Annotated in this window: 12 protein-coding genes and 3 pseudogenes; 8 read left to right on the top strand and 7 right to left on the bottom strand. The window is 52.3% G+C overall.

Annotated features, from left to right (window positions below):
- Positions 1 to 1,372, bottom strand: a 1,372-nt coding sequence (locus tag ACSZO4_RS22445; RefSeq protein ID WP_437891267.1) for a DUF4158 domain-containing protein, incomplete at its 3' end; no start/stop codon positions are given.
- A 148-nt stretch (positions 1,373 to 1,520) separates the two neighbouring features.
- Between ACSZO4_RS22445 and ACSZO4_RS22440 the strand changes: the two genes are divergently transcribed.
- The 6 genes and pseudogenes from ACSZO4_RS22440 to ACSZO4_RS22415 form a co-directional block, all read left to right on the top strand.
- A complete protein-coding gene (locus ACSZO4_RS22440; RefSeq protein ID WP_437891266.1) occupies positions 1,521 to 2,108 on the top strand; it encodes a recombinase family protein in 588 nt (195 codons plus the stop codon).
- Position 2,109: 1 nt separating this feature from the next.
- Complete coding sequence (locus ACSZO4_RS22435; RefSeq protein WP_437891265.1) at positions 2,110 to 2,532, top strand: VOC family protein; 423 nt, start codon at positions 2,110 to 2,112, stop codon at positions 2,530 to 2,532.
- Between the two features lie 48 nt (positions 2,533 to 2,580).
- Positions 2,581 to 2,853: pseudogene (locus ACSZO4_RS22430) on the top strand (arylsulfatase regulator).
- Positions 2,854 to 2,911: 58 nt separating this feature from the next.
- Positions 2,912 to 3,982, top strand: coding sequence for a helix-turn-helix domain-containing protein (locus ACSZO4_RS22425; RefSeq protein WP_437891264.1), 1,071 nt, complete (start codon positions 2,912 to 2,914; stop codon positions 3,980 to 3,982).
- 137 nt (positions 3,983 to 4,119) lie between these two features.
- The gene (locus ACSZO4_RS22420) at positions 4,120 to 5,181 is read left to right on the top strand and encodes an alpha/beta hydrolase family protein (RefSeq protein ID WP_437891263.1); all 1,062 of its coding nucleotides are present in this window, start codon (positions 4,120 to 4,122) and stop codon (positions 5,179 to 5,181) included.
- Between the two features lie 149 nt (positions 5,182 to 5,330).
- Positions 5,331 to 5,582, top strand: a pseudogene (locus ACSZO4_RS22415) (Tn3 family transposase); the annotation flags it as partial.
- Between the two features lie 31 nt (positions 5,583 to 5,613).
- On the opposite strand, the pseudogene tnpC reads toward ACSZO4_RS22415, so the two are convergent.
- The 3 genes and pseudogenes from tnpC to ACSZO4_RS22400 form a co-directional block, all read right to left on the bottom strand.
- Positions 5,614 to 6,876 (bottom strand): annotated as a pseudogene (gene tnpC / locus ACSZO4_RS22410) (IS66 family transposase); the annotation flags it as partial.
- Positions 6,877 to 6,896: 20 nt separating this feature from the next.
- Positions 6,897 to 7,244, bottom strand: a complete 348-nt coding sequence (tnpB, locus tag ACSZO4_RS22405) for an IS66 family insertion sequence element accessory protein TnpB (RefSeq protein ID WP_437891262.1) — start codon at positions 7,242 to 7,244, stop codon at positions 6,897 to 6,899.
- Positions 7,244 to 7,657 carry a transposase gene (locus ACSZO4_RS22400; protein ID WP_437891261.1) on the bottom strand — a complete coding sequence of 138 codons (414 nt, stop codon included), beginning with the start codon at positions 7,655 to 7,657 and terminating at the stop codon, positions 7,244 to 7,246. The genes tnpB and ACSZO4_RS22400 overlap by 1 nt, the downstream gene beginning before the upstream one ends.
- A gap of 354 nt (positions 7,658 to 8,011) precedes the next feature.
- Between ACSZO4_RS22400 and ACSZO4_RS22395 the strand changes: the two genes are divergently transcribed.
- Together ACSZO4_RS22395 and ACSZO4_RS22390 are read left to right on the top strand one after the other, a co-directional pair.
- Positions 8,012 to 8,578, top strand: a complete 567-nt coding sequence (locus ACSZO4_RS22395) for a recombinase family protein (RefSeq protein WP_437891268.1) — start codon at positions 8,012 to 8,014, stop codon at positions 8,576 to 8,578.
- Positions 8,579 to 8,638: 60 nt separating this feature from the next.
- A complete protein-coding gene (locus tag ACSZO4_RS22390; protein ID WP_437891260.1) occupies positions 8,639 to 9,070 on the top strand; it encodes a DUF4354 family protein in 432 nt (143 codons plus the stop codon).
- A 233-nt stretch (positions 9,071 to 9,303) separates the two neighbouring features.
- Here the strand turns inward: ACSZO4_RS22390 and ACSZO4_RS22385 are convergent, their stop codons facing one another.
- The 3 genes from ACSZO4_RS22385 to ACSZO4_RS22375 all read right to left on the bottom strand — a co-directional run bounded on the left by ACSZO4_RS22385 (position 9,304) and on the right by ACSZO4_RS22375 (position 10,752).
- Positions 9,304 to 9,699 carry a YidB family protein gene (locus tag ACSZO4_RS22385; RefSeq protein ID WP_437891259.1) on the bottom strand — a complete coding sequence of 132 codons (396 nt, stop codon included), beginning with the start codon at positions 9,697 to 9,699 and terminating at the stop codon, positions 9,304 to 9,306.
- A 37-nt stretch (positions 9,700 to 9,736) separates the two neighbouring features.
- Positions 9,737 to 10,192 carry a peptidoglycan-binding protein LysM gene (gene lysM / locus ACSZO4_RS22380; RefSeq protein WP_437891258.1) on the bottom strand — a complete coding sequence of 152 codons (456 nt, stop codon included), beginning with the start codon at positions 10,190 to 10,192 and terminating at the stop codon, positions 9,737 to 9,739.
- A gap of 203 nt (positions 10,193 to 10,395) precedes the next feature.
- Positions 10,396 to 10,752 (bottom strand): hypothetical protein, encoded by a 357-nt coding sequence (locus tag ACSZO4_RS22375; RefSeq protein WP_437891257.1) that lies wholly within the window; start codon positions 10,750 to 10,752, stop codon positions 10,396 to 10,398.
- Positions 10,753 to 11,301: the final 549 nt, after the last annotated feature.

The following is an 11,301-nucleotide window of genomic DNA, read 5'->3' as shown; positions in this document are numbered from 1 at the left end:
CAGAGTATAAAACGGTATGCCGATCATGAATACCATCGGAACCGCGAAGCGGTGACGCTCGCCCTGTAAGGGCGCTACTGTTCAGCGCCTCAGACCACGGACTGTCCCGGACCACGCTGGTGAGATCGAGCGACAGATATAATGGCCGCAGGTGACGCCGGATTAATGCTGTCATACTATCCACGGCCTGCCACTGTAGCGCCAGTTTACTGACGGGTTTGATACTCATGCGCTGCGCGGTACTTTTCAGTGCCTCCCGCGGCATGATTTTCCAGGCCCGGCGGCGGACTTCACCAAAGGTCGTGGGGTCGGGAACGCTGTCATCAACATAAAGCGACAGCAGACGCCCAATTTTGGACGTTTCACGCCGGTGTTTTTCCTGCACGTCAGCCATAAGCTGTTTAGCCACGCTGCGGCTTTCATCCTCGAGCTGTTTCATATGGAAAAACATCGCGTCCACCAGGTTATCGCTGAACTGACGATAACGAATCCATGAATAGCACAGCAGGTAAAGGCGGGTCTGCCCGGGCCTCAGGTTGAGAAGATCATAAACGGTATAGAAATTTGCCAGGCTGGCATAGTACAACAGGTTTTGCTGAGAAATATTCAGTGCCGGTAAGATGTCACAGGCTTTGCGGTGCAGTGGATCCAGGGTGGCCCGTTTGTCCCGTTCGTGGGCCATCTGACGCCAGCCAAAGTCACGCGCATCCTGCCTGAGGACAGCGAGCCGGGAAAGCGTGTCATCACGCTCAATCAGCTTGTCCAGCCCGGCAATTGTCGTGTCATCAAGCCGCTCTGCCAGAATACGCTCCAGCCGCTGCCTTTCATCAGAAAGAACCCGGCTCACCAGATCCTGAAGCGTGGTGTAACCGGGTCGGATAATTTTATGCGCGTTGAGCCAGATGATCAGCTCCGTGGCGACAAAGCCAGGAGTTACATCACGACGAACAATTTGAAGAGCCTGGTACTCGAGTTGTGAAGACATTACAGATGACCATGGCCGGTAACCGTACAGGGTGCAGATTTTTTCCCGCTGAGCATAGCGCTCATGCTTAGTGGGGAACTGTTCAGGAAGTGACTCACCGTGAAAATAACGACTCAGGATAAAATTGCAGTCATCCTTAACATCACTCAACCCGAAGCGGAAAAACAGGTGCTTGGCTTTAAAGTAAGCGATCTGAAGGATGCAATAAATTTGAGCGTGAAGTCCCTGACGACTACAGGCCAGTGCCAGCTCAGATTCATCCAGAGCAAGATATTTCAGTCGCTGTGCATCATCGAAATCAGGGAGACCATACAGCGCCTCCTGTTCGGCATTATTTAAAACAGCCAGTCGTTCACTTTTGCCTGTCGCTTTGCCACGAGTAGTCATCCTGACCCCGATTAATCATGTCCGTAAGAGGATCGCTCTGCGGACGGTAAAAAAGCATGTTTGCGCTTCAGGGAAAATCACTGCTGACGTTGTCTCATATAGCTGGTACGGTATCAATCTCTTTCATGGCCCCTTAACCGTACACTTTATGACTGAAATACGCATTGGTTATGCACGCTGCTCAACCGACAAACAGGACCTGAACGCTCAGCAGGAAGCACTGGTGAAACTCGGGGTCTCCCCGGACAGGATTTACACCGATAAAGGACTGACGGGTAAAAACCGTCAGCGTCCTGGACTGGATCAGGCGCTCGCTGCCGTTCGCAGTGGCGACACGCTGGTTGTTCCTAAACTTGATCGTCTGGCCCGCTCAGTCCCAGATGCGCGCGACATTGCTGATTCATTACAGGAGAGAGGCGTGAAGCTGGCGCTGGGAACCAGCCTCTACGATCCGTCCGACCCTATGGGGAAAATGTTCTTCAACGTGCTGGCCACTTTTGCTGAGTTTGAGGGCGACCTGATACGCCTGCGTACCCGGGAAGGCATGGCCATTGCGCGGGCAAAGGGAAAACTGCGGGGAAAACAGCCAAAACTGTCTGATAAACAACAGAAAGAGCTGTACCGGATGCATGAAACCGGGCAGTACTCGATCAGTGATCTGGCCGAACTGTTTACGGTATCGAGACCTACTATTTACCGCACACTTGCCAGACAAAAAGGCAGGGGGATGGAATAAAATGCTGACATATATCACCATTGGTACAAACAACTTTCAGCGCGCAGCGAACTTTTACGACGCTGTTTTTAAGGTTCTTGGTTATGTGCGTCTGCCAGCCTGGTCAGAAGACTGGGCAATGTGGGGAGATGAGAATAATCCGGATGAGGGATTCTGCTTCTGTGTTTGCCCACCGTTTGACTGCCAGCCTGCAATGCCTGGGAACGGGACAATGTTCGCATTCAGGGCAGACAGTGCCAGTCTGGTCAGACGATTCCATTCTACCGGTATTCTCGCGGGAGGCAGGGATGAAGGCTTGCCGGGCACACGGGCAGCATACGGCCCCGATTTTTATGTTGCCTATCTGCGGGATCCTGACGGGCATAAGCTGGCATGCGTCTGCCAGCCTTATTCTCCTGAAACGGATAAATCCGTAAAGGAATAAAAGTCACCCGGCTGACAAAATTTTGGCCAGTTTCCGAGGGAGATAAAAATGATCGACCTGACAGCAGAACAGCAGGAATTAGCGAAAACAGTTCATGACGACGCCAGCCAGTTTCCTCTGACAGAGGATGGTGATGAGCAATTATTGCAGGGCTGTTATGACTACATGGAGGCGTTCAAACGGGTCATGGACAGCACATCAAAAGTGCAGATGGACTACATCTGCCTGTAATATCCCGGGTATTTTCGCTTTGCGAAAAGAATGGAGCGACTGGTTCAGGGGTTTACTGATGGTGTCATCGAGGTTCCGAAAGACCACTAAAAATAACAGGTCGCAAAATTTTGGCGGCTTCCCGCTTACAACCCTATAAGGGCTTGTCATGCCTTCTATACCGCTTCCATTCGTCATTGCTCTTCTTCTGGGACTTATTCTGGTGCGGATGATCCGCCACAGAGAATTGAAATCCGGGATTTTTCCTCTCCTTGTCGCTACCTTTGCCGCTCAGGCAGTTTTGTCGGGACTTAACTGGAATATCGGCTGGCATCCCGCCCGTTTCATTCAGCCGATTGTAGCCGCAATCCTTCCGGCACTCTCTTTTGCAGCCTTCAATCAGCTATGCCGCAATACGTCCGCAAATCTCAAAGATGTGCTGCCGCACCTGGTGCCGGCGATCCTCGTTGCCGCCTTCATTGTCTTCTGGCGCGCGCCGATCGATATCGTTTTATTTGCCATCTACCTTGGATACGGCCTTGCGCTTATGCGGATTGCCCGGCAAGGGGCAGGAACTCTTTCCACCGTCCGTATCGCTGAGGAATGGACCGCACACAGAGCGCTCACCGTAGTATCGGTTGTGCTTGTTGCGACGGCCTTTATCGATGCTGTTATATCGCTCGATTTTCTCTTCGGGGATGGCGAGCAAGCTCGAACGATCCTCGCCGTTGCGAGCGTTCTGTGGCTTGTAATTGCCGGTTACGCCGCCACCGTTGCGGACGATGCCCGCCCCGACAATGAGGCAAACACCGTTGCTGAAGACCTGGTGTCCCCGGCACTGCCGGCATCTGCAGTCATGGAGGATGACCAGGCTATAGCAAGCCGGGTCGATGCTCTGATGTTGACGCAGCATCTCTACCGCGACCCGGACCTGACACTGGAGCGTCTCGCACGGCGGGCGGGAATCCCGGCACGCCAGATTTCCGGAGCCCTGAACCGGGTTTATGGCCGCAACATTTCTCAGATAGTAAATGAATACCGGGTTGACGATGCCAAACGGCGGCTGGCCACGACGCGCGATTCAGTGACTGCGATCATGCTGGAATCAGGCTTTGGCACAAAATCGAACTTCAACAGGGAATTTTTACGCGTCACGGGCATTACCCCAAGCAATTACAGGCGTACTGCCCCAAAGGCGAATGCCGTTTCAAACGGGCGTACGGGAAGCACCCCGTCTTAAACCATAAGGACCGATTTACGTCACCTGAAGAAACGACCTTGATCGCGATCTCGAACGTCCGAGATCGCGTTCGAGGGCGAACTGGGGTCTGTTACCAGCAAACTATGGGCACTCCCCCGACGGTCATGAGGAATGCCATGAAATTAGTGACGAAAATCGCGATGATCTTTTGCAGCACGATCACTCCAATGTTGGCGGTACATCAATCTGCCGTTGCCAGCGAAGTTGTCGGCGTGCGGCAGATCGCAGCTCCCTCCAAAGAGCGGGGAGGCAATCTCACCGTAACCCTCTGGTATCCTGCGGACGAGGGCGGTAAACGCGTCACACTTGGTGAAAGCGCATTTTTTGTGGGTACGGACGCAAGGCTTGAAGCACCGATTTCACGAGGAAAATATCCGCTGATTGTGTTATCCCATGGTGCGGGCCTGGGAGGAACACCGCAAGCCATGAGCTGGATTGCTACACCCCTGGCGAAGCAGGGGTTCATAGTTGCCGCTCCTGCTCATCCCGGAAATACAGGGGCGAACAGATCAGCAGCAGAAACGATGAAGCTCTGGCTGAGACCCGCAGATATCAGTGCGACCCTGGATGCGGTGGAACAGACGCTGCTTTTTGAAAAGCATCTGGAAGCCGGACGGGTCGGGATACTCGGGCTATCCATGGGCGGTAACACCGCTCTTGCACTTGCGGGTGCTCGCCTCGACCCTGTCCGCCTGGCGAGTTATTGTGATACCGACGCTCTCAATCCGTCCCTTTGTGAATGGGTCAGACAAAGTGGCGTCAATCTTCACACCATGGACATGCATCTGGCCAGTCGCAACAATCTTGATGCACGGATCAAATTTGCGATGGCTATAGATCCTGCCCCGGTGGACGTCTTCCAGATTAACAGTTTTTCTACGGTCAAAATCCCGGTCGAGATCGTGAATCTCGGCAAACCAGGTGAAATCCCCCAAACTGCGCTTGCCTCAGGGATCGCAAAGGCTATCCCCAGGAGCACTTATTACACGATCGAGGACGCCAGCCACTACAGCATGTTTGGGGAATGCAAACCCGGTGCGTCCGAACTCGCCGTTTCCGAAAAAGTTGGCGATCCAGTCTGCTCAGACGGCGGAAGACTATCCCGCCTGGAAATTCATAATCAGCTGATCGTCATGGCTATTGAAGCATTCAGCCGGGCATTGAAAACCGCGTTTTAATGGGCTGGCAACGCGTTGTCTGCTATCGGCTTAGCGTAGGATTTCGCTCCCTCCCGCAAACGTCCCCCAGAGTGTCCGTATCAGGCTGGACGATATCGATGCCCGGAGAAAAATCAGCCGTTCAGACAGAAGGAGTTAACCCGTAAAACGACATTGAAACGGACATCAGTAATCAGTGCCGGCGGTTAATCTGCAACACGATCGTTTATTACAACTCAGCGATCCTGTCGAGATTACTGAAACGACTGGAAGTCGAAGGCAACGACAAGGGCATTGAGGCTCTGACCGGGATATCGCCGGTGGACTGGCAGCATATTTTGCTGAACGGGCATTATACCTTCCAGAGCAGCAATGAAATTATCGACCTGGATGCGCTGGCTGCCGGGTTAAAACTGGGGTAACGGAAATTTCGGCGGTTCCGGCGTAGAACCCCTCTATCCACTCGTGCAGCGACGCCATCAGCGGAACCGACCGTGCTTTTCTTATCTGCAGCCGTTTCCCGGCCGGGCTGCCGCGTATTTCCGCCTCGATGGCATACAACGCACCTATACGTTTCAGCGCTTCATTCGTCATTTCTGTCGGGCGTCGAACATGCTCATCGTGGATTTTCCTTCTGGCATGCGCCATGCACGCTGCTTCTCTGATGTGCCCGGACTCATACAGCGTGTCGTAAGCACCGTACGCATCTGCCTGAAGCACGCCTCTGTACCCTGAGAGATGTCGCTGAGGATGTTCCCCCTTACGGTCCGCTGAGTACGAGAACCAGACTGCCGGCGGTTCTGGCACCCCGGCGTTACGGTCATCCCGGACGTAGACCCACAGCCGACCGGTTCGCGTTTTACCACTCCCGGGCTCCAGCACCCTGACCGGCGTGTCATCAGTGTGCACCTTGCCAGCCTGCAGAACGTACTGGTTGAGCGCCTCATGCAGCGGACGAAGCCGGTTGCCCATCATCGCGACCCAGCGGACCATCGTATTACGGCTCAGCGCCAGTCCATGACGGGCGTAGATTTCAGTCTGCCGGTACAGCGGCGTATGCTCCACATATTTTCCGACCAGGATGCGGGCCAGCAGGCTGCTGCCCACACGACTGCCTTCTATCGGCTTTGCCGGGAGCGGGGCCTGCACGATAACGTCGCACCGGCTGCACGCCAGCTTCGGTCGGACCGTTTCGATGATTTTAAAGGCGGTTTTGATGATCTCCAGTTGCTCAGAGAGAGTTTCTCCCATCACCTTCAGCTCTCCACCACATGACGGGCAGACGCTGGTCGCTGGCAGTAAGGTCTGTGTTTCCCGAGGCAGGTCGGCTGGCAGCGGTTTTCGGGCGGTGTGGCGGGTGGGTTTTTCTGGCGTCGTTTGCGACACGACAACACTATCTGCGGGTATATCCGGTACCGGCTCGTTGCCATTCAGGCAGGTTTTTGCCGCCTCCAGTCGGCTTTCCAGCTCTGACAACCGTTTCTCTGCCTGGCGGATTTTGTTTTCCAGCTTATTACGGCTCTTTTCCGAACTCTGACCGAACAGCATTCGCCGTAGTTTATCCAGCTGTGCTTTCAGGCGGTTGATTTCCTGCTCATAACCCGCCACCTGGCCTGCATACTGGCGCAACCGGGTCTGCTGGTCGTTCAGCATCGCCCGCTGTTTACGCAGCATGGCTTTTAACTGGTCGATATCGTCAGGGAGTTCATTTTTCATACACCCGACATTACAACAGGTTACACCCGCAGGCCAGGACGTTGTGGTGGCTGTGGATGTTTCCAGTTGAGGCCTTCCAGCAGCATAGCCAGTTGCGCCGGGGTCAGATGGATCTTCCCGTCGCTGACAGCGGGCCAGACAAAGTGTCCACGCTCAAGACGTTTGATGAACAGGCACAGACCATCCTCATCGGACCACAGTAGCTTTACCATATCACCACGGCGCCCCCGGAAGATGAACAGGTGGCCGCTGAATGGGTCCTCGTTGAGGACATTCTGCACGCGGGAGGCCAGGCCGTTGAAGCCGTTTCTCATGTCGGTAACGCCCGTCACCAGCCAGATGCGGGAACCCGCAGGAAGGGATATCATCAGCCACCTCTCTTCAGTTCGCGAACCAGAGCCGACAGCATGGCCGGGGTGAGGTTGCCGGACAGCTTCAGGCGTGCACGGCCGATACTGACCTCACAGCATTGCCCGGCATCCGGTGGCAGGCTTTGCGCTGATGCTGCCGGGAGCTCGGGCAGCGCGGGTCGTGAGTATTCGGTGGTCACAACAGGAACGATATCGTCACTGATAATGGCCGGTGCTGGGGGTGTATCAGATGGCTCATCAACCAGATGACGATAGCGCTGACGCCAGGTGAACAGCAGGTTGTCATTAATCCCGTTCTGGCGGGCAAGCCGTGCCACACAGGCACCGGGTTGCAGTGATCGCTGAACCAGGTCGAGTTTTAACGGCATGGAGTAGGTAGCCCGATGGCGTGGGTCTGTCGGTTGGGTCATTTGTGATAGAGTCCATTTAAAAATTAAGTGGACTCTATCATCACCGGATTAAAGGTACGTCGACAGACGTCGTTGCCGGGGCGCTTACATATAATCAACCTGTCTGTCGACCATTGGTTGGCAGATTTTTATCGCAAAACGACTGCTTTTGGCACTGAGCAGACGTTAGACCGGCCACCTGAATTTTGGGAAAGTGACCGGGCTGCTGCGGTAACTGTTAACTTTTCTTCGCCTCACCACGATGCATAAACGTTCGTTTATGCAATCTCTTTCCTGACAACGTAAATATGCGGCCTTGTGCGTTGCGAAAATATATTGCAAAATAATAACAAATGGCAACAGGAAATCGCAATCATGCTTATCGGTTATGCCCGGGTTTCGACACTGGAACAGGATACTCAGGCTCAGATAGCAGCACTAAAGTCAGCCGGGTGTGAACTGATATTCGAGGAAAAAGCATCCGGCGGACGATGGGACCGGCCTGAGTTACAGCGACTTTTGCAGCAGCTACGAAAAGGTGATCAGGTCATTGTATGGAAACTGGACCGCCTTTCCCGCTCGTTGAAGGATTTATTAGTGACGCTGGAGAAGATTGAACACGCGGGGGCTGATTTCTGCAGTATTACCGAAAATATTGATACATCCACTCCGGCAGGAAGGATGATGATGCAGATCATTGGCTCTTTTGCTGAATTTGAACGTGCCATGCTTCGTGAGCGGACAAGGAACGGACTTGCTGCAGCCCGGCAGGATGGTCGGATTGGTGGACGGAGGCCCAAACTAACGCCACAGCAGCAAAAAGAGATTGTCTCGCTTGTCTCATCGGGTCAGAAAACGGGCGCTGATGCCGCCCGCCTGTTCCGTGTTCATCCTTCCACCGTGGTGCGTCTTCTCGCCAGACACCGGATCAAAGAGGCCTGATTTAATGCCAGACACGGATGCTTATTTTTTCACAAATGGAACCCAAGATTGAGGTTAGTTATGACATTTAAAAAGGCGGTGGCCTCAGCCCTGCTGCTAGGCACGCTCTCCACATTCGCCCCCGTGAGTTACGGACAAAATTCAACAGATATGGATAAAGACGTGCTCACTCATCTTTTGATAAGTGAAACCAGTGAGCAAGGGACTATGATAAACAATGGAAAGCCGATGTACATGAAACGGTTTAACCTCTCAATCATCAATACCGGCACAAAAAACATCGATTTGGCCAAAGGCTGCTTTTATGCAACTGATGAAGGCAACAGGGTTAGAATTAAACCTAAAATTTTTCAGCCGGCCTTACGCTCAACCATAAAACCCGGAAGTGAAGGTGATGCAGTTGAGGGGTATATAGAATTCCTCTCTTCCGACAAAAGTATCTATCAGGCTGAATTCGTCAAGTGGACGTCTGACTGTGATTTCATGAAGTAAAAAACTGTTATACGTCGCCACATCCTGTTACATAGCCAGCCGTGTCGGCTGGGGTACTTGTAGCAGCTGACATTGGCGTGAACCAGATCACGTCCCAGAATAGAGTCAATGTGGGGCGGGGGCCGCGCCACCGGTTTCCAGACCATTTCCGGGTAGCTGCACTGCAGGCCAGCTACCCGGGGGGGCACTTCAGGCCCCGACTTTTTTAGGAGCAATGCTTTAACGGCAGGCATTTAACCAAATAATTTACCTTTCAGCAGATTAAGCCCTGCGGAAACCAGATCACCCTGAGCCGCCGTTTCGCCCTGTGGCGAGAGACCATCGACGATTTTTGGCAGGTATTCAGAAATCAGTGCCGTGGCAGTCTGCGAATCGATGCCCAGTTTTGCCCCGAGCTCCTGAAGTGCAGGCGAACCGAATACCGAGGTGATCTGCTCGCTGCTCACCGGCATGTTACTCTGCTGGCTAATCCATGATTCGACGATTTCACCTAAGCCACCATTGCGGAATTTTTCCATAATGCCCTGAATCCCGCCCTGCTGCTCAATCCAGGTCATGATCGTCTGAAGCTGTTCAGCTTTACCTGGCTGCCCGTCAGACATGCCGCCAATTATATCTAATAATCCCATTACAGACTCCTTAAAAATATTGCTGATACACCCGGATTCACTGCTTATCTGCAGGAATAATCAGCACCTGCCCCGGATAGATTTTATCGGGATGAGTCAGCATCGGTTTATTGGCTTCAAAAATACGCTGATAGTCACTGGCTGTGCCATACATTGCTTTCGCAATGGCGCTCAGGGTGTCACCGGATTTCACCGTGTAATAGCGGCTTTCTGCTCCGCTCTGCGTGACAGTAACGCTGTCATTGACCTGCCCGACCCCTGCCACGTTACCTACGGCCACCAGAATTTTTTCCTTATCTTCCTGTGAGCCGACATCGCCTGTTACCGTCGCGCTACCATCTTCCGCCACAGCAATACTGACGTTTTCAGCTCCGGGAAGGTTAAGACTACCAATATGTTTTTTCAGCTTTTCAGCCTGATCTTCCTTACTTCCGCCAGAAACGGCATCCAGAATTTTCTCGCCCGCCTCTTTCACAAAACTTAATAATCCCATTTTTCATTACCTCTGTTATTGTTCATGATGAATAACTTAATCATGAACCGGTAAAAATAGCGTATAAATGCCAGGTATCTGAGGAAGCGGCAATTTCCGACGTCTGAGCAATTGCATCTGTAATGTCGCAAAATACACACCAGCCTGCTGCAGGCAAAATCATCCGCCAGTATCGGCCGGCGGCTTCCGGGCAGTAAATTATGTTATCCGGTTACTTTCTTTTTAAGTGATTCAGCCCCTTCCTTGGTTTTGTTCCATCCCTTCTCAGCCCCTTCTTTGGTTGCATCCCAGCCTTTTTCGGTGCCCTCTTTGGTTTTATGCCAGGCTTTCTGGGTACCTTCGCTGATTTTGCTGCCGGTGCTGTTGCTTTCTCCTTCCGCAGCATGCTTTGCTTTCAGTTTCAGCTCTTCACCTTCATTCTGCGCCTGATGCAGTTTCTCCTTTGCGGTGTTCGCGCTCTCGTTTGCTGTAGCGACCGTTTCGTCAGTAGCATGGGTGGTAGTGGCGAGCACTGGAGTGACCAGCAGAAATGCAGAGAATGCGATGGCTGTCTTTTTCATACAAAATCCTCGTTAAGGTTATAAGTCCTGACTTCACAGACAAGCGTGGCATGTAAATTAAAAAATGCTATAAGAATTCGCCTTAAATACAGTCATCAATCACCGATATCGGGAGTTATGCTGGGGTTTGAAGGTAAGGGTCTGAAGGACAACGGAACGAAAACGTACGTCATTGAAGTAACTATTTGATATATTTAAATATATTAGGCAAAAAGAAAAAACCTTAAAACGGTGTATTTTTAATCGAAAAATGGCATTTATCGGACGCTATTGTCTACTAATCGTTTTTCAGACAAACGCGAATTCAGATAATAAGTGCAACGCTCGGTCATGTGGATGGAGAGTGTGGGAAGAAGGGTTAACTACCGATAAGTTATTCCGTTCTTCCTACCACAGATGAGCGAGCAACATGAAGTATCGGCAGTTAACCGAAGGCATACGATACCAGATTGCCCTGTTGTTTGGTGATGATATTAGGCTGTGTCCCTTAATCACCTGAGTTATAGTAACTGTCTTTTTCAACAACATATTGAACTATGGCTCGCTACG

This window comes from Phytobacter sp. V91 (assembly GCF_965644225.1).
Taxonomy (GTDB): domain Bacteria; phylum Pseudomonadota; class Gammaproteobacteria; order Enterobacterales; family Enterobacteriaceae; genus CBFFRJ01.
The sequence above is the reverse complement of the archived record's forward strand: the minus strand, read 5'-3'. Positions and strand labels throughout refer to the sequence as shown.

Bases quoted from the DNA above. Each gene is read 5' to 3' on its own strand.
- ACSZO4_RS22440 (WP_437891266.1), top strand. From the start codon at position 1,521: ATGACTGAAATACGCATTGGTTATGCACGCTGCTCAACCGACAAACAG.
- ACSZO4_RS22425 (WP_437891264.1), top strand. From the start codon at position 2,912: ATGCCTTCTATACCGCTTCCATTCGTCATTGCTCTTCTTCTGGGACTT.
- ACSZO4_RS22400 (WP_437891261.1), bottom strand. From the start codon at position 7,657: ATGACCCAACCGACAGACCCACGCCATCGGGCTACCTACTCCATGCCG.
- ACSZO4_RS22435 (WP_437891265.1), top strand. From the start codon at position 2,110: ATGCTGACATATATCACCATTGGTACAAACAACTTTCAGCGCGCAGCG.
- lysM (WP_437891258.1), bottom strand. From the start codon at position 10,192: ATGGGATTATTAAGTTTTGTGAAAGAGGCGGGCGAGAAAATTCTGGAT.
- ACSZO4_RS22375 (WP_437891257.1), bottom strand. From the start codon at position 10,752: ATGAAAAAGACAGCCATCGCATTCTCTGCATTTCTGCTGGTCACTCCA.
- ACSZO4_RS22390 (WP_437891260.1), top strand. From the start codon at position 8,639: ATGACATTTAAAAAGGCGGTGGCCTCAGCCCTGCTGCTAGGCACGCTC.
- tnpB (WP_437891262.1), bottom strand. From the start codon at position 7,244: ATGATATCCCTTCCTGCGGGTTCCCGCATCTGGCTGGTGACGGGCGTT.
- ACSZO4_RS22420 (WP_437891263.1), top strand. From the start codon at position 4,120: ATGAAATTAGTGACGAAAATCGCGATGATCTTTTGCAGCACGATCACT.
- ACSZO4_RS22385 (WP_437891259.1), bottom strand. From the start codon at position 9,699: ATGGGATTATTAGATATAATTGGCGGCATGTCTGACGGGCAGCCAGGT.
- ACSZO4_RS22395 (WP_437891268.1), top strand. From the start codon at position 8,012: ATGCTTATCGGTTATGCCCGGGTTTCGACACTGGAACAGGATACTCAG.